Source organism: Parafrankia irregularis (assembly GCF_001536285.1).
Taxonomy (GTDB): Bacteria; Actinomycetota; Actinomycetes; order Frankiales; family Frankiaceae; genus Parafrankia; species Parafrankia irregularis.
In genome coordinates, this window is sequence record NZ_FAOZ01000018.1 from 136,179 (window position 1) to 156,704 (window position 20,526).

Annotated in this window: 18 protein-coding genes; 11 read left to right on the plus strand and 7 right to left on the minus strand. The window is 72.4% G+C overall.

Translation table 11 applies throughout. The annotated features are described in order from the left end of the window. Positions 1–302 precede the first annotated feature (302 nt). On the plus strand, positions 303–1,019 hold the full coding sequence (locus AWX74_RS24165; RefSeq protein WP_091281288.1) for a lysophospholipid acyltransferase family protein: 717 nt from the start codon (positions 303–305) through the stop codon (positions 1,017–1,019). 279 nt (positions 1,020–1,298) lie between these two features. Further along, positions 1,299–2,036, plus strand: coding sequence for a neutral zinc metallopeptidase (locus AWX74_RS24170; RefSeq protein ID WP_091281291.1), 738 nt, complete (start codon positions 1,299–1,301; stop codon positions 2,034–2,036). Between the two features lie 21 nt (positions 2,037–2,057). Here AWX74_RS24170 and AWX74_RS24175 read toward each other — a convergent pair whose 3' ends face one another. Then, complete coding sequence (locus AWX74_RS24175) at positions 2,058–2,591, minus strand: pyridoxamine 5'-phosphate oxidase family protein (RefSeq protein WP_091281408.1); 534 nt, start codon at positions 2,589–2,591, stop codon at positions 2,058–2,060. A gap of 314 nt (positions 2,592–2,905) precedes the next feature. On the opposite strand from AWX74_RS24175, the gene AWX74_RS24180 reads away from it, so the two are divergent. The 4 genes from AWX74_RS24180 (at position 2,906) to AWX74_RS24195 (ending at position 7,639) form a co-directional block, all read left to right on the plus strand. Next, entirely contained in the window at positions 2,906–3,847 is a 942-nt protein-coding gene (locus AWX74_RS24180; protein WP_091281293.1) for an SAM-dependent methyltransferase, read from the plus strand. 169 nt (positions 3,848–4,016) lie between these two features. After that, positions 4,017–5,486 (plus strand): TetR/AcrR family transcriptional regulator, encoded by a 1,470-nt coding sequence (locus tag AWX74_RS24185; protein ID WP_278184652.1) that lies wholly within the window; start codon positions 4,017–4,019, stop codon positions 5,484–5,486. A gap of 327 nt (positions 5,487–5,813) precedes the next feature. Continuing rightward, the gene (locus AWX74_RS24190; protein ID WP_091281298.1) at positions 5,814–6,128 is read left to right on the plus strand and encodes a hypothetical protein; all 315 of its coding nucleotides are present in this window, start codon (positions 5,814–5,816) and stop codon (positions 6,126–6,128) included. A 14-nt stretch (positions 6,129–6,142) separates the two neighbouring features. Beyond that, entirely contained in the window at positions 6,143–7,639 is a 1,497-nt protein-coding gene (locus tag AWX74_RS24195) for a class I adenylate-forming enzyme family protein (RefSeq protein ID WP_091281301.1), read from the plus strand. A 116-nt stretch (positions 7,640–7,755) separates the two neighbouring features. Here the strand turns inward: AWX74_RS24195 and AWX74_RS24200 are convergent, their stop codons facing one another. Together AWX74_RS24200 and AWX74_RS24205 are read right to left on the minus strand one after the other, a co-directional pair. After that, positions 7,756–8,490 carry a VIT1/CCC1 transporter family protein gene (locus tag AWX74_RS24200; RefSeq protein WP_091281304.1) on the minus strand — a complete coding sequence of 245 codons (735 nt, stop codon included), beginning with the start codon at positions 8,488–8,490 and terminating at the stop codon, positions 7,756–7,758. A gap of 53 nt (positions 8,491–8,543) precedes the next feature. Continuing rightward, a complete protein-coding gene (locus tag AWX74_RS24205; RefSeq protein WP_091281307.1) occupies positions 8,544–10,478 on the minus strand; it encodes an APC family permease in 1,935 nt (644 codons plus the stop codon). 565 nt (positions 10,479–11,043) lie between these two features. Between AWX74_RS24205 and AWX74_RS24210 the strand changes: the two genes are divergently transcribed. Then, positions 11,044–12,348 carry a cation:proton antiporter gene (locus AWX74_RS24210; RefSeq protein ID WP_091281310.1) on the plus strand — a complete coding sequence of 435 codons (1,305 nt, stop codon included), beginning with the start codon at positions 11,044–11,046 and terminating at the stop codon, positions 12,346–12,348. Here the strand turns inward: AWX74_RS24210 and AWX74_RS24215 are convergent. Together AWX74_RS24215 and AWX74_RS24220 are read right to left on the minus strand one after the other, a co-directional pair. Then, positions 12,335–12,988: a response regulator gene (locus AWX74_RS24215; protein WP_091281313.1), complete on the minus strand. Its 654-nt coding sequence runs from the start codon at positions 12,986–12,988 to the stop codon at positions 12,335–12,337. The genes AWX74_RS24210 and AWX74_RS24215 overlap by 14 nt on opposite strands. Positions 12,989–12,990: 2 nt before the next feature. Then, positions 12,991–14,040, minus strand: a complete 1,050-nt coding sequence (locus tag AWX74_RS24220) for a sensor histidine kinase (protein ID WP_207550406.1) — start codon at positions 14,038–14,040, stop codon at positions 12,991–12,993. 145 nt (positions 14,041–14,185) lie between these two features. Here AWX74_RS24220 and AWX74_RS24225 point away from each other — a divergent pair, with 145 nt between their 5' ends. Continuing rightward, entirely contained in the window at positions 14,186–14,527 is a 342-nt protein-coding gene (locus AWX74_RS24225; RefSeq protein WP_091281316.1) for an STAS domain-containing protein, read from the plus strand. On the opposite strand, the gene AWX74_RS24230 is transcribed toward AWX74_RS24225, so the two are convergent. Then, a complete protein-coding gene (locus tag AWX74_RS24230) occupies positions 14,528–15,577 on the minus strand; it encodes a sigma-70 family RNA polymerase sigma factor (RefSeq protein ID WP_091281319.1) in 1,050 nt (349 codons plus the stop codon). A gap of 440 nt (positions 15,578–16,017) precedes the next feature. On the opposite strand from AWX74_RS24230, the gene AWX74_RS24235 reads away from it, so the two are divergent. The 3 genes from AWX74_RS24235 (at position 16,018) to nhaA (ending at position 19,740) form a co-directional block, all read left to right on the plus strand. After that, positions 16,018–17,130 (plus strand): PP2C family protein-serine/threonine phosphatase, encoded by a 1,113-nt coding sequence (locus tag AWX74_RS24235; RefSeq protein WP_091281322.1) that lies wholly within the window; start codon positions 16,018–16,020, stop codon positions 17,128–17,130. 281 nt (positions 17,131–17,411) lie between these two features. After that, a complete protein-coding gene (locus AWX74_RS24240) occupies positions 17,412–18,182 on the plus strand; it encodes a class I SAM-dependent methyltransferase (protein ID WP_091281325.1) in 771 nt (256 codons plus the stop codon). Between the two features lie 160 nt (positions 18,183–18,342). After that, on the plus strand, positions 18,343–19,740 hold the full coding sequence (gene nhaA / locus AWX74_RS24245; RefSeq protein WP_091281413.1) for a Na+/H+ antiporter NhaA: 1,398 nt from the start codon (positions 18,343–18,345) through the stop codon (positions 19,738–19,740). On the opposite strand, the gene AWX74_RS24250 is transcribed toward nhaA, so the two are convergent. After that, entirely contained in the window at positions 19,684–20,526 is an 843-nt protein-coding gene (locus AWX74_RS24250) for a DsbA family protein (RefSeq protein ID WP_242666383.1), read from the minus strand. The genes nhaA and AWX74_RS24250 overlap by 57 nt on opposite strands.

Genomic DNA, 20,526 nt, shown 5'->3' on the forward strand with positions numbered 1-20,526 from the left:
CAGTCGTGGACACGGCTGCTCCCTCCAGATCCTCATGCTCGGGCCGCCGGCGCGCGCGGGACGTGTGCGTGGACGTCACTCTGATTATCAGGCCCGGTCACGACACCTCCGGGGGCGATGCGGTTCCTGGCCTGGTGGATCAAGATCCCGAACCTCGGGTTACCCCTACCGCCGGGCGCTGGGGCGCTGGAGCCGGCCCGCCAGCGCGCCTGGTGTTGCTACCGGACAAGCGTGAAGGATTTTGGTTCTCAGGACGACCAAAATCCTTCACGCTTCCCACCTGCCAACCCCTCCAACGCCTCATGGTCCGGGGAATCCTGCTCATCGGCCCTTATCTGCGGCTGCTGGGCCGGCCCACCATCACCGGCGCGGAGAACATCCCGCCCAGCGGCCCGGTCGTTCTGGCCAGCAATCACCTTGCGGTCGCCGACTCGTTCTTCCTGGTCTGGCTGATTCCCCGCCGCGTCACGTTTCTGGCCAAGCAGGAGTACTTCACCGGGCGCGGGTTGCGCGGCCGGCTGGTCGGGCTGCTGTTCCGCGCGGCGGGCCAGGTTCCCGTCGACCGCTCCGGCGGCACGGCCGCGGCGGCGGCGCGGCGCGCGGGAGCCGGCGTCCTGTCCGCCGGTGGAGCCTGGGGCGTCTACCCGGAGGGGACACGCTCTCCTGACGGCCGCCTGCACAAGGGCCGTACCGGCGTCGCCCGGGTCGCCCTCGCCACCGGTGCGCCGGTCGTTCCAGTGGTGATGACGGGCACCGAACGGGTCAGCCCACGGGGATGCCGCCGATGGCGGCGCGGGAAGGTGCACATCACCGTCTGCCCTCCGCTGGACTTCTCCCGCTACCGCGACCTGCTCGGCCCGGCCGTGCTCGATCTCGCGGGGCCGGCCTCGCCCCACCAGCGAGCCGTGACCAGATCCGTCACCGACGAGCTGATGCGGGTGCTCGCCCAGAACTCCGCCCAGGAGTACGTGGACGCCTACGCGGCCAACCACCGGAAGCCTGAGGAACCGGCCGCCTGACGCACCGGTTGCCTGACGCACCGGCCTCGCGCGCCTCTGGCGGGCTGACCCGTCGGTGCCGCTCGCCGGGGGCGCGCGACGACCATCACATCCCGCCGGACGTCCAATGGCGGGCGCCATCCGAACACGGATGCGCTGGGCACGGCGCCTGTCCGCGGTAAACCGGTCGGCCCGTAAAGGCCATCCCCCCGAATGCGGGGATCCACGAAGGCCAGCGCACCCACCAAAAGCCGCACTTCGCTCTTTACGGTTGCCGTCGTGCACGCCAGAAGGGCCTTTGTGGCCGCATTCACCCTGTCGGTCCTGCTGCTTGCGAGCTGGTTCGGTCTTTCTCCCGGGACGACGGCGGCGGCATGGGCGGAGACGCCGAGGCCGGCCTGCGGCGGCCGGATCTCCTCGACGGACGACGTCGTCGCTCTGATCACCGAGTCCGCCGACTGCCCGGGCTCGGTGAACGGCTACTGGCGCAACCAGCTCGGGACGGCGTGGACCGAGCCGCACTACGTGCCGTACCGCAACGGCGAGATCCCGAAGATCGCCTGCGCGGACGGCGTCACCGATCCCCAGGTGTTCGCCGACAACGCCCTCTACTGCACCCTCGACGACACGATCGCCTACAGCACGGACTTCATGTCCCGGCTCGCCGACGACGGCGGCCCGTCCTACCCCGCCTTCGTGGTCATGCACGAGCTGGGCCATCGCGGCGACCGGATCGCCGGCGTGCTCGGCGCGGTGTCCCGCGCCGAGGAGAACCAGGCCGACTGCCTCGCCGGCAACCAGGCCCGTTTCGCCGTCGACGCGGGCCGGCTCACCCAGGACGAGGCCGTGAACGGCACCACGCTGTTCTACAGCCTCGGCGACACCCGCGGGGGCTGGCTCGACCAGGGTGGCACCGCGCCGGACGCGCACGGCACGCCGGCCCAGCGCGCCCAGTCGTTCTCGCTGGGGTACCAGCAGAGCATCGCCACCTGCCGCACCATCGGTCAGTCCCGGGACGGCAACGTCCCGCTGATCTGACCCGGGGCGGCCTGATCCGGCTCAGCAGCGCCGGCCGGCGGAGCCCGGCGTCGTGGAGCGCCCGGACACCGAGTCCCAGTGGATGCGGATCCAGGTCGGCCGCTCCAGGTTCGCCGCCCAGGGTGCGAGCCCGCGGGCCTCGAGCCGCCTGATCTCGGCGTCGTCGCGGACGGCCTCGGCGTACCCGTTCATCAGGACGCTCCAGCCGACCCGGACGGTCTCGTCGAAGCCGTCGACCTCGAACGCGACCACGCTGTGGCTGGTGGCGGCGGAGAGCTTGGACCCGACGCGGGACCGGAACGCGATGGTGTTGCCGTCCACGATGTAGTTGACGGGGAGCACGAGCACCTCGCCGTCGGCCGCGAACGCGACCCGGCCGATGCGCTCGCCGCCGACCAGGCGCAGGCACACGTCGAAGGTGAGGACGCCGAAGCCGGCGTGGTCACGCGGGATGTCCTGCCCGGGGATGCCCCCCAGGTCACCGTCAGCCCGTGCGGCGGCCGTGGCCGCCGGAGCGCCGATGTGCGCAGGAGCAGGAGCATTGGTCCGCGTCATGACGGCCTCCCTGGTCGTGGATCTGGTCGCGGAACCGGGGTTCTGACCGGTTACCGGGCCACCGTAGGCGTGGCCCGCCCGCCGCGGGCAGTGTCGGTCGCCGCGTTCGGATGGTTCCTGCGGCCGGTCACCGGCCGCCGTCCGGACGGGCGGCGCCCGGGACCGATGGCCGCCGGAACCGGGCCGCGGCGCCCGATGGCTGCCATCCGCGCCTGGCGGCGTCGCGGACGGCAAAGGCCACGACATAGGCCACATCCGGGGCCGAAAACTCCAACAAGCACCACCCTTCGAGAGCATCCAGCTACGTTCAGTGCATGGACGAGGTTCCTCGCGGCGTAGGACGGACGGCGCTCGCCACGGCCTGGATCCGGGCCAGGGCGAGCCGCCGGCCGGACCGTCTCTTCGACGACTGGCTCGCGCAGCTCTTCGTGGACGCGGCCGGCGACGCGGTGCCCGTGGTCCCACCCGACGCCGACGACCAGCTGCGGATGTGGGCCAGAACTCTGATGACCTACCTGGACGTCCGCACCCGCTTCTTCGACGACGAGCTGGGCGCGGCGGTGGCCGCCGGCTGCCGGCAGGTGGTGGTGCTGGCCGCCGGACTGGACACGCGGGCCTTCCGGCTGCCCTGGCCGGACGGCACCCTCCTGTTCGAGGTCGACCGCCCCGACATGCTGTCGTTCAAGGAGCGGGTGCTCGCCTCGACGAGCTTCCGGCCTCGGTGTGAACGCCATCCGGTGGTCGCCGACCTGACCGAGGACTGGGTCGACCGGCTGCTGCGGGCGGGCCTGCGCCCGAGCCTGCCCACGGCCTGGCTGGCCGAGGGCATTCTCGTCTACCTGGAGGCCGCCCAGGCCGAGCGGCTGCTGACGAACGTCACCGACCTGTCCGCACCGTCGAGCCGGTTCGCCCTCGAGGACGCGACCGGCCTGTCGAAGGAACTGCTCGACGAGGTGCGCCGGATCCCGCCGATGGGTGAGTTCGCCGACCTGTGGCACGGTGGCCTGCAGGGCGAGTCGGCGGCCTGGCTCGGTGACCACGGCTGGCGCGGCCACGAGACCACCTTCACCCGGGCGGCGGACCGGCTCGGCCGGCGACCGGACCAGTCGATGCCCGTCGAGGGGTCCTTCGTGACCGCCCAACGGACCGGCCCGTCGGAGCCGGCCGGTGTCACCCGGGCCACCGCGCCGCGCCACGCCGGGGCGACCGAGAGCAACCGGCTCAACGGGCGCCGCCCCACGGCGACCACCGGGTGAATTCCACCTTTCGGCGAACGCGCGTGTTCCGACGCGCGGAACGGAATACAACGCCGCCTGTTCGCATACTCTGACGTGGATGTCCGAGAACGAGATCCTTCGGCGAGCGAGCTACGGCCCCACCAGTCCGGTGGTCGGAGCGCGCGGTTCACGTACCCGCACACGAGTCGTGGAGACGGCCCTGGGCCTATTCGAGGCGCAGGGCTTCCACGGCACGTCGGTGGATGACATCGCCAAGGCCGCCGGCGTGTCCCGGGCCACGCTGTATCAGTATTTCGAGAGCAAGGAGCAGATCTTCATCGAGCTGCTCCAGGAATGCGGAACGGCGCTCATGCGGGTGGTCCGCCGGATCGGCCCGCTGGAACCCACCGAGCTCGGCTTCGACAATCTGCACTGGTGGCTCGGCGAGTGGGCGTGGGTCTACGACCGGTACTCGACCATGTTCGTCCAGTGGGCGAACATCAGCTCGCCCGGCACCCCGATCCCGGAGATGGCCAGCCGCTTCCTGGCTGACTATCACGAGCGGATCGCTCGGCGGCTCACCGCCTCCGGTGTGACCGGCATCGATCCCGTGGACGCCGCGGTCGTGCTGACCACGCTGGTCAACGCCGCGAACTACACGCGGCACGTCGACGGCGCGGCCGGCCCCGCAGCCGGGCGTACCGCCGGCCAGGGCAGCGGTCCGGGTACCGGCCCGGGCGGCGCGCGGCCCGCCGCACGCTCCACCCCGATCAGCACGGAGCACCTGACCGACGGGCTGGCCGTCCTCATCCAGCTGCTGCTTTTCCCACAGACACCGCCAGCCGTTTTCGCGCAGCTCGGCCGTGAGATTCCGACGCCGCGCCCTCCGAGCGGCGGCGAGCGGCTGTGGTCCGCACCATCGGCGGCACCGGCCTCGACATCAGCACAACCGCCGGGCCCGGCGGCGCCCGCACAACCACCGACACCGGTTTCTTCACCGGTCGCCGCACCGCGCCCCGATGACCGGTTCGCCGGCCTCAGCAGCCGGGCGGGAGCCACTGTCGCCCGGCTGCTCGACGCCGGCGTCCAATGCTTTACCGAAAAGGGTTACCACCAATGTTCGGTGGATGACGTCGTCTCACTCGCCGGTTACGCCCGCGGAACCTTCTACAAGTATTTCGACGAAAAGCTCGACCTGCTGGTTGCGTTGAGCGACCGGGCACTGGGAGCCATCACCGAGCTTGACGAAAGGCTGCGCGGAATCCGCGCGGCGGCCACACCGGCCGCGTCCGCCGCGTCCGCCGCGCCCGATCCCGGCGATCTGCGTGACTGGCTGGGTGCGGTCGCGACCTTCGCGCTGCGGTATCTCGGGGTCACCCGGGTGTGGCTCGACCAGCAGCCACACCATGCGCGGCTGGACGAGGTCCGGCGGGTGATGAGCGAGCGGCTGCACACCGGCTACGCCACCGTCCCCGGCGGCGGCCGGTGGCCGCACCCGCTCGACCCGCGGATCGCCAGCATCGCGTTCTTCACCGTGCTGGAGCGGCTGCCCGAGGCGCTCGTCGACGCCGCCCCGGAGCGGCCCGTGGCACAGATCGTGGACGTCATGGCCGCGGCGCTCGACCGCACCCGCCTGCTCACCGGCGTCAGCCTCCCGGTGGCACCCGACCTGCCGTAGTCCCTGGTAGGAGCGGATCTCCAAGTCGTCACGGCAGGAAGCAGCACTGTCGCCGTCAGTGAACTTCAGCGCCGTGGGCGGAACACGAATAACCTCGTGACCTGTGATTGCCGGCACCACCTGGTCCCGGATTCGGTCGCCCGCGCCGTTTCGTGACGGTGCGTGGCGCCGCACCGCCGTCGCGCCCCCGCGGCCCGTGCGTACGACCGAGCCCGACGACCGCGGTGCCCGGCGGGCACGGATCCGTGGCGGTTCTGCGATGTCCTACGAGGCGAGAACGGCCCTTCCACGGCCACGGTGGGAGGCCCGCACAAGGAGGTCACACGGGTGAGCACCCTGGTCAAGCCCGGTACGCGCTACAAGTCCACGGTGTGCGACACCGAGGTGATCATAGTCAAGCCCGCGTCCGCCGCCATCGATCTGCGGTGTGGTGGGCATCCGGTGGTCCAGGTCGGCGAGGAGGCCCCCGCCGGGCTGGCGCTCGACCCCGCGTTCTCCGCCGGCACGCCGCTGGGCAAGCGTTTCGCCGACCCCGAGTCCGGGCTGGAGCTGCTGGCCACCAAGGCCGGCGCCGGCTCGCTGTCGATCGGCGACGTTCCGCTTCCGCTGAAGGACGCAAAGCCCCTCCCCTCCTCTGACTGACGGGCGAGAAGCACATGCACCTCGGGATGCTGTTGGAGATGGCCGCGGACGGCTTGGCCGACCGCGTCGCGCTCGGCCCGCTCGCGGGCGGGCTCACGTTCGCCGAGCTCGGGCACCAGGCGCGCCGGGCCGGCGCCGCGCTGGCGGCGATGCCGGGTGACCGGGTCGGCCTGATCGATCTGAACTCCCCCGCCGTGCCGCTGACGCTGTTCGGGTCGGCGCTGGCGGGCAAGCCGTTCGTCCCCATCAACTACCGGTTGGCGGACGAGCAGCTGCGCGCGATCGTCGCCCGGACCGCGCCGGCGACGATCGTCGTCGGGGCGGGTGTCGCCGAGCGGCTCGGTGACATCGACGGCATCCACCTCGTCACCCGGGCCGAGCTGCTCGCCATCGCGGCGGACAGCGAGGCCAAGGAGGCCGACGGCTGGGGCGGTGATCCCGAGGACATCGCGGTGCTGCTGTTCACCAGCGGCACCACCGGCGAGCCCAAGGCGGCCGTCCTGCGCCACCGCAACCTCACCGAGTACGTGATCACCACGGTCGAGTTCGCCGGTGCCGCCGACGACGAGGTCGGGATCGTCAGCGTCCCGCCGTACCACATCGCCGGTGTGTCCGCGTCCTGCTCGGCCACCTACTCGGGGCGCCGGACCGTGCAGCTCGAGAGCTTCGAGCCGCGGGCCTGGGTGGACCTCGTCCGGGCGGAGTCGGTCACCCACGCGATGGTCGTGCCGACCATGCTGGGCCGCATCCTGGACGTCGTCGAGGCGGACGGGCTCGGCCTGCCGTCCCTGCGGTCGATCTCCTACGGCGGCGGGCCGATGCCGGTACCGGTCATCGAGCGCGCGGTGACGATGCTGCCGCACGTCGGTTTCGTCAACGCCTACGGGCTCACCGAGACGTCCAGCACGATCGCGGTGCTGGGCCCGGACGACCATCAGGCGGCGATCGGCAGCACCGACCCCGAGGTGCGGGCCCGGCTGGGTTCGGTCGGCCGGCCGCTGCCCAGCCTGGAGGTCACGATCCGCGACCCCGCCGGCGTCGAGGTGCCGACCGGGGAGCGCGGCGAGATCTGGGTCCGCGGTGGCCAGGTGTCCGGGGAGTACCTCGGCATCGGCCGGATCGAGAACGACGGCTGGTTCCCGACCCGCGACGAGGGCCACCTGGACGCGGGCGGCTACCTGTTCGTGCACGGGCGCCTGGACGACGTCATCGTGCGCGGCGGGGAGAACATGTCCCCGGGCGAGATCGAGGCCGTCCTGATCACCCATCCCGCCGTCGAGGAGGCCGCGGTCGTCGGCATCCCGCACCGCGAGTGGGGCGAGCAGGTCGTCGCGGCCGTCGTCGCCTCCGGTGAGGTGACGGAGGAGGAGCTGCGCAGCCACGTGCGGGCGCAGCTGCGCTCCAGCCGCACGCCCGAGCACATCCAGTTCCGCTCGGAGCTGCCGTTCAACGAGAACGGCAAGCTGCTGCGCCGGGTCCTGCGCAGCGAGCTGGAGAACGCGTTCACCTGAGGGTGGACAGAACGGGGCGCTGACGGGGCTCCTGCCGGCCGGACGGTGACGTCCGGCCGGCCAGGCGCTGGTCACGCGCCGGTCAGCCGCCGGACGGTCAGCCGCCGGCCGGCCGGTCAGCCCATGGAGGCGTTGACGAGCACGCCGATGCCGTAGGTCGCCGAGGCGGCCACCAGACCGAGCAACAGCTGGCGGGCCCCGCTGTAGACGAACGACCGTTCGGTGAACCTGCTGACGACGGCCCCGAGCAGGAACAGAGCCAGCGCGGCGAGCATCGCGGCCAGCGCGAACGAGGAGAACCCGAGCAGGTAGGGCGCCACCGGGATGACCGCCCCGACGGCGAACGCACAGAACGACGCCCCGGCCGCGCCGATCGGGGAGGGCAGCTCGTCCAGGTTCAGCCCGAGCTCGGTGCCGACATGCGCCCGCAGCGCGGAGTCGGGCCGGTTCCCCAGCTGGCGCGCCACCGACGCGGCGGTCTGCGCGTCCACCCCCTGGCCCTGGAAGTAGGCCGCCAGCTCCGCGGCCTCGGCCTGCGGGTACAGCTCCAGCTCGCGGCGCTCCACCTCGATCTGCGCCCGCATCGCCTCGTTCTGCGACCGGACGGAGGTGTACTCCCCGGTCGCCATCGAGAAGGCCCCGGAGGCCAGGCCGGCCAGGCCGGCCAGGATGACCGCCGGCCGCCCCGCCGCCCCGCCCGCGAACCCACTGATCAGCGCGACGTTGCTGACAAGCCCGTCCATCGCGCCGAAGACCGCGGGGCGCAGCCAGCCGGCACCCGCGGAATGAGCGGAATGGCCGGCCGGATGCGCCTCCGCCGGCCGCGCCCCGCTCTTCTCGTCAGTTCCCACGGGTTTCGAGGCTAAGGCCGACCGCCACCCGGCGCAGCGCCTTCGTGACGGATCTATCCCACATGCACGAAGGGGCGGTTCTCCGGGTCCGGCTCGGCCTCGCGCACGATCTCGCGGGTCATCGAGGCGACCTCGCCCACGCCGAAGAACACGAACCGCGCCAGGTTCTGCAGCGGGTTGCCCTCGGACCACTCGAAGTACACATGCGGCCGGGTGCCGGTCAGGTCCCGCAGGTGCAGCAGCAGCGCCGCGATCGCGTTCGGCACGGACGTGCTGGTCAGCCTCAGGATGCGGTACCCGTGCCGCTCCCGCCCGTGGACGACCAGCTCGCTCTCGAACTCCGACGAGTCCGGGACGTCCACCTCGATGAACAGCAGATGCTGCGCGGGCGGGACGTGCAGCAGCTCGTGCGCCTTGCTGGCCTTGTCCGCGTACTCGGCGGCCTCGCCGGTGTCGAACTCGTTGGCGACCAGGTGCAGCGCCCCGGCCCGCGCCGCCTCCTGCACCCACCGGGTCGCCGTCGGGTCCAGCTCGACCCCGGTGACCCGCAGCTCGAACGAGCGCACCGCCCGGGACAGGAAGGACACCAGCAGGATCACGATGATGAAGATCGAGCCGATGATCAGCCCGTCCGGCCGTTCGATGATGTTCGCGATGGTGGTGTAGACGAACACCGCGCTGATCACGCCGAACCCGGCCGCCCCCCGCCAGCCGCCACGGTGGTGCGCCGAGATCGTCACCGCGACCGACGCCGACGTGATCAGCACCAGCACTCCGGTGGCATAGGCGCCGCCCTGCTTGTCGACACTCGCGTCGAACACCAGCGTGACGACGAAGCCGATCGCCGTGAACACCAGCGCCAGCGGCCGGACCGCGCGGGCCCACTGCGGCGCCATGCCGTACCGGGGCAGGTAGCGGGGCACCAGGTTCAGCAGCCCGGCCATCGCCGAGGCGCCGGCGAACCACAGGATCGCCACCGTGCTCAGGTCGTAGGCGGTCCCGAAGGCGTTCCCCAGCTCCTCATGCGCCAGGTAGGCCAGGGCCCGCCCGTTGGCCGGCCCACCCGGCTCCACCAGCTTCTCCGGGATGAGGACCGTCGTCGCGAGGCTGCTGGACAGCAGCAGCACCCCCATGATCAGCGCGGCGGTGGTCAGCAGCCGCCGAGCCCCCTGGATGCGTCCTGCCGGGCGTGCCTCGGTGTCGCCCGGCGCGCCGCGGATCAACGGCATCACCGCGACACCCGTCTCGAAGCCGGACAGGCCGAGCGCCAGCTTCGGAAAGATGATCAGCGCGACGCCGACCAGCGCGACCGGGTTCGGATGCTCCGCGACCAGCAGCCGATGCCAGTCCCCGAGCATCGACGGGTGGGTCACCACCCTGACGAGCGACACCGAGATCACGGTCAGGCTGAGAGCGAGGTAGACGGCCACCAGCACCACCGCGATCCCGACGGCCTCGGTGAACCCGCGCAGGAACACCGCGCCGAGCAGCGCGAGCAGCACCAGCGTGACGGCGACGTGATGACCGGCCAGCGCGTCGGGGGCGTACGGGTTCTCCAGCAGGTGCGCGGACGCGTCCGCCGCCGACAACGTGATCGTGATCAGGAAGTCGGTGCAGGCGAACCCGAGCAGCACCAGGACCAGCAGCTTTCCCTTCCACCAGGAAAGATGCTTCTCCAGCATCGCGATGGAGCCCTCACCGTGCGGGCTCTCCCCCGCCACCCGCCGGTACACCGGCAGAGCCCCGCACAGCGTCACCACGACGAGCACCAGCGTCGCGATCGGACTCACCGCCCCGGCGGCGAGAATCGCGATTCCGGGCTGGTAGCCGAGGGTGGAGAAGTAGTCCACCCCGGTCAGGCACATGACCCGCAGCCAGTGGTGGCGCTGGTGCTGCGGCTCCGGCTGGGTGTGCGGCCCGGCATGCCGCCGCGCCTGCTCGGTCCCGGCCATCAGCCAGTCCCCCACCCGCTGGCGCACCGCGGTCATCCGCGGCCTCGGCGGTTACGGCCGTGGCGTCGGGCCACCGCGGGCAGCTGGCCGGTCGTACAGGGGCGGAGCATGGGGCATGTCTCCGGTCCGTCGCGGGCGCTGGCGGCAGCGCGCAGCGCGGTGGGCACACCTCGGCCCGTGCTCGACGAACCTACGCCGATACTGGCAGCCTCGGCGACCTGCCGCCCGCCAGCCCCCGGCCGGCCCGCCGGCCGAAGCCGCCCGCCGGTACGAAGCCGCCCGGCCGGTACGAAGCCTCCCGCCGGTACGAGGCAGCCACCGACCGCCAGCTCTGTCGTACTCGATCGCCACGCTGTGACGATCGTCCCACCCATCGTCGTCGTGACCGCCGTCGGGCGCGGACCTGTGCCGGTGTCCGTGGAGCCCGACCCGGGGCCGAAATGGGTGTGCGCCCCGATGGTCACCGTCGCCGCGATACCGGATCGTTGACCGAAACGGTTGTCGTGACGCAAAGGTGAGGTGCGCAGTGCTGAAGGAAGTCGAACACAGGCTGGCGGGGTCGCTCACGGCTGGGCCGAGCCGGACGCGGGGAGGCTGATCCGTGGGGCACGCCGACACCCTGCTCGCCATGGGCGGAGCCTTCCTGGCCGCGGCGCTGCTGGCCCGCGCCGGGGTCCGGATCGGGCTCCCGACCATCCCGCTGTTCATGCTCGCCGGAATTCTGCTCGGCCCGCACACCCCGGGCGTCGTCCTGGTGGACAGCCCCGAGGACCTCGAGACGCTCTCCGCGCTCGGGCTGGTCCTGCTGCTGTTCTACCTCGGGCTGGAGTTCCACCTCGACGACCTGCGGCGCGGCGGGCGGCGGCTGTTCGCCGCCGGCGGCATCTACCTGCTCCTCAACGTCGGGGCCGGCCTGGGGTTCGGGTTCGCGCTGGGCTGGGGCGCGCGGGAGGCGCTGGTGCTGGCCGGCGTCCTGGGTATCTCCTCGTCCGCGATCGTCACCAAGATCCTGATCGACCTGGGCCGGCTGGCCCACCCCGAGACCCGGCTGATCCTGGGTGTCCTCGTGGTGGAGGACCTGTTCCTGGCGATGTACCTCGCCGCGTTGCAGCCCGTCCTCGCCGACGTCCACGGCGTCGGGGAGACGATCGCGCAGGCCGGGAAGGCGTTCGGCTTCCTGGTGGCGCTCGCCGTGGTGGCCCGGTTCGGCACCCGGCTGGTCGGCCGGCTCATCGCCGTGCGGGACGACGAACTGCTGGTGGTCACGTTCCTCGGAGCGGCGGTGCTGGTCGCCGGGGTCTCCGAGGTGCTCGGCGTCGCCGACGCGATCGGCGCGTTCATGGTCGGGCTGATCTTCGGCAGCACCAGCTCCGCACCGCGGATCCGCGAGCTGGTGCATCCGCTGCGCGACGCGTTCGCGGCCATCTTCTTCTTCGGTTTCGGGCTCTCGATCGACCCCGGTGACGTCGCCGGGGTGGCCGGGCCGGTCGCCGCCGCCGTCGCGTTGACGGCCGCGACGAGCGTGATCGCCGGTCTGGTCGCCGCGCGCCTGCACGGGTTCGGGGCGCAGCCCGCCGCCAACATCGCGACCACCCTGGTCGCCCGCGGCGAGTTCGCGCTCATCCTGGCGGCCATGGCGGCCGGCGCCGGGCTCGACAGCCGCCTGGCGTCCTTCGTCGCGGGGTACGTGCTGGTTCTCGCGGTGCTCGGTCCCGTCATGGCCGGCCGGTCCGGCTGGCTCGTCCGCCTGCTGGCGGCCGTCGGGAGGAGTCCCGCGAGGACTCCCGCGGATACCGCCGCTCCCGTTCCGTACGCCGCGCCGCCGGGCGCCACGGCTCATCCGACGCCGGATGATCCGACGCCGCACGCGCCGACGCCGCACGACTCGCCGCTCACGGCTCGATGAGCCCGGCGCGGATCGCGTAGCGGGTCAGCTCCAGCCGGTCCCGCAGGCCGAGCTTCTGCAGCAGGTTCGAGCGGTGCCGCTCGACCGTCTTGACGCTGATGAACAGGATGTCGGCGATCTGCCGGGACGAGTGCCCCTCGGCGACGAGCTTGAGCACCTCATCCTCCCGGTCGGTGATGACCCGGCCGGTGCCGGGGTCACCGGCCGCGGCGCGCTCGAGATAGTCGCGGATGAGGGCGTTCACCGCACCCGGGTAGAGGAACGCCTCACCGCGCACCGCGGCCCGGCAGGCCTCGACGAGATCCCGGTCGGCGACGGACTTCAGCACGTAACCGGACGCGCCGGCCCGCAGCGCGGCGAAGAAGTACTGCTCGTTGTCGTACATGGTCAGGATCAGGATCCGGACGTCCGGCAGCGCCCGGGAGAGCTCGCGGGCGGCCTGCAGGCCGGTCATCCGCGGCATGGCGATGTCGAGGATCGCCAGGTCCGGCTGTTCGGCGCGGGCCCTCTCGATCGCCTCGGCGCCGTCGGCGGCCTCGGCCACGACGGTCAGGTCGGGCTCGCTGTCGAGAATCAGCCGTACCCCGCGGCGGACCAGCGCGTGGTCGTCGGCCAGCAGGATCCGGATCGGTCGGGGCATGGTCAGTCCCTCTCCTCGGGCAGCGGCACCGGCGGCTCTTCGGGCAGCGGCGCCCACAGCCGGACCTCGGTGCCACCGCCGGCGGCGGGCCCGATCGTGAGGTCGGCCCCGATCAGCAGCGCACGTTCGCGCATGCCGCCGATGCCCGAGCCCTCCGCGGCACCACCGAGCCCACGCCCGTCGTCGCGGACCCGCAGCTCGATGCCGGTGCCCCGGCGAGCCACCTCGAGGCGGGCCTGGCGGGCGCCGGCATGGCGGGCCGTGTTGGTGAGGCATTCCTGTGCGACCCGGTACAGCACCAGCTCGGCGTCCCGGCCGAGGCCGAGGTGACGTTCGACGCTGTGATGCACCACGAGCCCGCCCGTGGTGAACTCGCCCGCGAGTGCCTTGAGCGCGCTGGTCAGCCCGAGCTCCTCGAGGACGCCCGGGCGCAGCCGGCGCGCGATGCGGCGGATCTCGTCGAGGCCGTTGCGGGTGGTCTCCTGCACCTGCCGCAGCCGCGTGCGAAGCGGCGGCGGTGCGCTGTCCGCGACGCTCTTGAGCTCCAGCAGGACCGCGGTGAGCGTCTGGCCGATCTCGTCGTGCAGCTCCTGCGCGATCCGTTGCCGCTCCGCCTCCTGCGCGGTCAGGGCGCGGGCCGTGCTGGCCGCGCGTTCGGCCTCCAGCCGGTCCAGCATCGCGTTGAAGGTACGGACGAGGTCCCCGATCGGGCCCGCCTGCCCTGCGTCGACCATCCGGTGGCCGGGGCGCGACAGGTCGATCGTGCTCACGGCCGCGATGAGCCGGTCGATCGGGCGCAGGGCGACGCGCAGCAGCGCGGCGTTCGTCACCAGCATCGCGGCCAGCCCTCCGATCAGGATCAGCACCTCGGTCAGGACCACCGGCGTGGAAACGGTGACCGGGCCGAGCATGAGCCCGAGCATCGCCGCGGTGAACACCGCCGCGTTGAGCGCGAAGACCCGCCAGAACAAGGTCAGCCCATGGGCCCGGTCACCGTCCTCCGCCGCTGCGCACACGCCCCAGCCTGTTCCGGCGCAGTCACCGCTGTCCATCGGGCCTGCCACCCATTCGGCGGCGCGGCCCCGCGCCGGACCGACGGGCACCACGGGCCCGCGGGCGATGAGTTCGTCCCGTGACGGGGGTCTGCAGTCTGTGGGCGGGCGGTGGCAGCTCCCCCCGACGGATGGGAGCGCAGCAATGCCCGAGGATCCGACATCCCCTCCGCCCGGCCTGGCCCCGGTGGTGTTCCACCTACCGGCGGCGCCGCGCCGGGACGACCTCTCCGGTCTGTGCGGGCAGGCGGAACGGCTCCTGCGGAACCACCCGGGGCAGGCCCTGCTCGTCGACGCCACCGCGGTCGGCCGGGCGGACCTGGTGGTCGTCGAGGCGGTCGCCCGGCTGGCGCTCGTGGCCAGACGACACAACCGCGCGTTCCGGCTGGAGGCGCCCGCACCGCTGCGGAACCTGCTCGCCCTCACAGGCCTCGCCGGGCTGGCCGATGAACGACCATCGGCCGGCCCGGCCACGCCCGCCGGATGATCACACCTCGGGCGGCAGGTGTGCCGGCAGGCCGAACGCGGGAAAAAGGCGTTCGACGTCCAGGAAGGTGTTGATGCCGATCACCCGGCCGGCCGCGATCTCCAGGACGACCAGGCCCCAGGGGTCGTGACCGGCCCCCGACGCGCTCGGCCGGTACTGGCCGAAGGCGGGATGGCCGTTGGCCGTCGTCGGCAGCAGACGGGAGCCCCGGCACCCGGACCCGGTGCCCAGCATCCAGGCCCGGACGTCGCCGTGCCCGCGCAGCCACAGGTCCAGCGGCGGCATGGACAGTGTCACGCCCTCATGCAGCAGCTCGACCAGGGCGTCCATGTCGTACCGCTCGAAGGCGTCGACGTAGCGGGCGAGCAGCGCCTGCTGCTCGGCGTCGGCCGGCCGCAACGGCTCCGCCTCGGAGGGGTCGATCGCGGCGATGGTGGCCCGGGCCCGCTGCAGCGCGCTGTTGACCGAGGCGACCGTGCTGTCCAGCAGCTGGGCCGTCTCGCTCGCCGACCAGCCGAACACCTCCCGCAGGATCAGCACCGCCCGCTGGCGGGCCGGCAGGTGCTGCAACGCGACGACGAACGCGAGCCGGACGCTCTCCCGGCGGGTGGCGACGTCCGCCGGGTCGGCGCCACCCGGGCCGGTGGCGAGCACCTGCCCGTCGGGTGCGGGGACGATCCAGGTCGCCTCCGGCAGCGGTGCGCGCACGGGCGTGTCGGCGGTGGACGGGCCGGTGAGGTCCATCGGGCGGGCCCGGCGCTCACCGGCGCTCAGTGCCGTGAGGCAGACGTTGGTCGCGATGCGGTACAGCCACGACCGAAGGGCGGCCCGGCCCTCGAACCGGTCGATACCGCGCCAGGCGCGGATCATCGTCTCCTGCACCGCGTCCTGCGCGTCGAACGGGGAGCCCAGCATCCGGTAGCAGTAGCCGGTCAGCTCCCGGCGGAACGGCTCCAGCAGTTCGACGGCCTGCGCTGATGCTCCGGGAACGGCCGAATCCTCGCCCGGCGGGCCGGCAGCCACGGGCGGGCCGGCAAGAACCTCACTCATCGTTGACCCTCATGCCCAGCAGTGTGCCGGTCACCTCCGACAGAACTGGCGCCGCTCCGCGCCCCCACCCGCACGGCCCACCCGTCGAGGATCCCGCGCCGCCGCACAGCACCCGGCGATTCACCTCAAGAGGGGCAAAAGGGATGGCGATTTACTTGGCGGCCCACAAGAAGCGAGGATTCTGGTCGAGAATCGTTCACCCTTGCGACCCGCCAGAGATCGAGCCACCACGTCACCAAGCCACCGAGTCACCGGCCTCCCGGGCTCCCGGAGGTCCGGCCGCGTTCGTGGAGCGCGGGCCTCCCCGCCCACCGAGCAGCGGTCCTGACCGGCCCCAGTCCGCGACAGGCTCCTCCCGGGAGAAACCGTGTCCGCCCTGACACGCAGCCGACACGGCACGGGTCTTCTCCCACCCAATCCTGTAGGAGAAGGTCATCCGTATGGATACGGGAGGAACACCGCCGGCCGGCCCTGAGCCCTCCGCACCTCCTCCCGCGGCTGACCCGGACGCCGCCGCGCCGACCGCCGAGGCCGACGGGCGCACGGCCTGCGACGAATGCGGCGCGACGGCCGTCGACGAGGACGGTTTCTGCCGGGAGTGCGGGCTGCGGGCCGCGCCGCAGCACGGTCCGGACACCTGGCTGTCCGACCTGGGCGCCGCGGCCGGCCTGTCGGACCGCGGCCGGGTGCATATCCACAACGAGGACGGGATGGGTCTCGAGCTGCTCCCGCCGGGCGTCCACGGCCCGCGGCTCGGCGGTGCCGTCGGTGTGGTCTGTGACGGCGTGTCCAGCGCGTTCGGCTCCGGTCCGGCCGCGCAGGCGGCCGCTGCGGCAGCCGCGGCGACACTGGCCCGGCTGGTCGCCTCCGCGACACCCGATCCGGACCCTGCGCCGGTCGAGCCCGGGGACGCACCAGCCGTGGCACCGGAGCTGCACAAGGCGCTGACCACCGCACTCACCGACGCCGTCCAGGCCGCCCAGGACGCCGTGCTCGGCGTCGCCGAGGAGCAGGGCCTGGCACCGGCATGCACGTTCGTCGGCGCCATCGTGCTGGACGACGTCCTCGCCGTCGGCTGGCTCGGAGACAGCCGGGCCTACCTGGTCGACGGCGCCGGGGCACGGGTCCTCACCGAGGACGACACCATGGCCGCGGAGGCCGTCCGGGCCGGGCTGCTGCCGCCGGAGCTCGCCGAGCAGGGCCGTGCCGCGCACACCATCACCCGCTGGCTGGGCAACGCGCGGACGTCCTGGCCGCCGAGGACCCGGGTCGTGGGGCTGCGGCCGCCCGGGCGGGTCGTCCTGTGCAGCGACGGGCTGTGGAACTACGCCTCGGCCGCGGCGACGCTCGCGGCACACGTCGACGCCTCCGGTTCCGGCTCCGGCTCCGGTCCCGGAACCGGGACCGGGACCGGGACCGGGACCAGCACCGGGACCGGGACCGGGGCCACGCCGATCGCCGTGGCGCGGCATCTGGTCGACGTCGCGCTGCGGGCCGGCGGGGCCGACAACATCACCGTGATCGTCATCGACATTCCGGGGAGACCCGGTTGACCGTCACCGCGGAGTGACCTGTCCCGTTCGCAGGTGTACCCGCCGTATGTGTTCTTTGTCGTGTCTCATACAGTCACGGAGCCCGGCGGATGCCGCGCGTTCGCCGTTCACCTGCCCGGTCACCGGCGGGCCACCCGGCCGGTCACCCGGTGCAGGCCCACGCCCAGGGCGGGCCAGCCCGGACATCCGGGACACGGCGCGGACGTCGTCCACCACCGGCATCCCCGACCAGCCCGGGCCACGTGACGTGGCGACGACGTTCAACGAGGAGCGACGAAAGGATGATCGGCAACGACGCCCATGTGCGGAACAACCGCACCCGGTGGAACGAGATCTCCGACGACTACCAGCGGTTCAACGCCCCGCAGATCCGTGAGCAGGCCTTCACCGGGGACATCACCTGGGGCGTGTGGGGCATCCCGGAGTCGCGACTGAACATTCTCGGCCATGTCGTCGGACTCGACGTGCTCGAGATGGGCTGCGGCGGCAGTCAGTGGTCCACCGCGCTCGCCCGGCGCGGCGCCCGCCCGGTCGGGCTGGACCTGTCCGAACGGCAGCTGCACCACAGCCGCAAGCTGCAGCGCGAGACCGGGCTGGACTTCCCGCTGGTCCAGGCCAGCGCCGAGGACGTGCCGTTCGCCGACGCCGCGTTCGACATCGTCTTCGCCGACCACGGCGCGTTCTCGTTCGCCGACCCGTACCGGGCCGTGCCCGAGGCCGCGCGGATCCTGCGCCCCGGCGGTCTGCTGGCGTTCGGGCATGTCAGCCCGATCTACGAGATCAGCATCCCGGACGGCGCGGAGGCGGCCGGCGACCGGCTCGTCGGCGACTACTTCGGCCTTCGCCTGATCTCCGACACCGACGGCCTGGTCAGCGCCAACCTTCCGTACGGGGCGTGGATCCGGCTGTTCCGCGACTGCGGGCTGGTCGTCGAGGACCTCGTCGAGCCGCGGCCCGAGAACGAGCTGGACTCGTCGCACCGCGACAGCGCCGAGGAGGCGTGGGCCCGCCGGTGGCCGTCGGAGTGCATCTGGAAGGTCCGCCGCAGCTGACGAGTCGACGCCTCACGACCTGACACGATTGCCGGATGGCTGCCGCGGAGGTTCGACCGCCCACGATGACGACACGAAGGCCGGCACCGCCCCGGAGGCCGGAAGCGTTCCGAAGGCCAGCACCGCTCCGCATGGCGACACCGTCCCGGTCCGAGCCGGCGTGACCGCGCCGACCAGGCCGGGGCCCGAGCTGCGGGTCCGGCTTCCCCAGGTCGCGCCGTCGGTGCGGGAGTTCCTCGCCACCGAGGCGGGTGGTGCCGTCCTGCTGGTCATCGCCGCGGTCATGGCGCTGGTCTGGGCGAACAGCCCGGTCAGCGACAGTTACCACGACCTGTGGGAGACCACCGCCACGCTCGGCGTGGGCGACGCGACGCTGTCGATGTCGCTGCATCACTGGGTCAACGACGGCGCGATGGCGATCTTCTTCGCCGTGGTCGGCCTGGAGATCAACCGCGAGTTCACCACCGGGGAGCTGCGTGACCGCCGGACGGTGGCGGTCCCGGCGCTCGCGGCCGTCGGTGGGCTTGGCCTGCCGGCCCTGATCTACTTCCTGTTCAACCCGTCCGGTCCCGCCGCGGTGGGCTGGGGCATCCCGATGTCGACGGACACCGCGTTCGTCATCGGCATCCTCGCCCTGTTCGGGCCGCGCTGCCCGGACCGGCTGCGGCTGTTCCTGCTCACCCTCGCGATCGTCGACGACATCGGGGCGATCGCGGTGGTCGCGGTCTTCTACACCGAACACGTGGAGCCCGGGTGGCTGGGTGCGTCCGGTGCACTGCTGCTGCTGATCGCCGCGATGCGGTGGATGCGGGTCTGGCGGCTGGGGCCGTACGTGCTCGCCGCGGTGGCGCTGTGGGTCGCGATCTACTCGTCCGGCGTGCACGGGACACTGGCCGGGGTGATCGTCGGCCTCGTGCTGCCCTCGGCTCCCCCGCGCCGCGAACAGATCGACAACGTGCCGATCTACGTGCGCGCGCTGCGGGAGGACTCGACGGCCGGGCGCGCCGCGCTCGCCGTGTCGGCCGCCCGGGCCACCGTCGCCACCAGCGAGCGGCTCCAGTACAGCCTGCATCCGCTCAGTGCCTACGTGATCGTGCCGGTCTTCGGTCTGGCCAACGCGGGTGTGCACCTGGACAGCCACGCGCTGACGGCCGCGGCGTCGTCGTCGGTGACGATCGGGGTTGCCGTCGCGCTGCTGGTCGGAAACGCGGTCGGCATCACCGCGGCGGCGGTGGTGGCGATCCGCAGCGGGCTCGGCGCGCTGCCCGGCGGCGTTCGCTACGGCCACCTGGTGGGCGCGGCCATCCTCGCCGGGGTCGGCTTCACCATCTCCCTGTTCATCACCGAGCTGGCCTTCACCGACCCCGCCCTCGCCGAACAGGCGAAGATCGGAATCATCGCGGGCTCCGTCATCTCCGCCGTGCTGGGCACGATCACCCTGCGGTACGTCGGAGAACGCTGGTCGCTGTGCTCTCCGGGTACGGACGAGGCAATCCCGGCGCTACCGCCGCGACCATGGCGCGCGCCGGCGCCGGCGGTCAGCCCCGTCATCCGATGATGGTCCGTCCCCTGGCTGGCCGTCCCCTGGCTGCCCGTTCGCCGGCTGGCCGGCCCCGCCCCCGGCACGGGCGACGGCGGCGCGCAACGGGCCGAGTTCCAGCCGGCCACGGTAACGCACCCCGTCGATGAAGATCGTTGGGGTGCCCTCGACCCGCAGCTGCGCGGCGCTGGCGTAGTCGTCCTCCACCGCGTCGCCGTAGGGCTGCGCCGGGTCGCCGACGACGAGATCGGAGTCAAGGCCGACGGCCCGGGCAAAGCCCATCAGGTACTTGTCGGCGAGCTTGTCCTGATTGGCGAACATCAGGTCGTGCATCTCCCAGAAAAACCCGTGCGCGCCGGCCACCTCGGCCGCCAGCGCGGCCGTCAGCGCGTAGGGATGCAGATCGAACACCGGAAAGTGCCGGAAGACCTGCCGGACCTGACCGTCGGAGGTATTCACCAGCTCATGCAGGATACCGGCTGCTCGGGCGCAGTACGGGCACTCGAAGTCACCGTACTCGACAATCACCACGCCCGCGTCCGGAAATCCCCGGGAATGCCGGAACGGATCCGCCGCCACGCGCTTCGCATTTTTCGTCGTATTCCCGCCGACCTCGGCCATACGGGTCATTGTATCGGGCGTCACGGGGACGGCGATCGGGCTAGGGTTGAGCCCGTGGCCGAGGTGAAAACATCGGACCGACGCACCGAGAATGTGGACGACGTGCTGGCGATCAAAGCGGTCGACGTCCGAATTCGGCGCGGGACGGCCTGGGGTGGCCGCGACGGCCGGGAAATCGTCCAC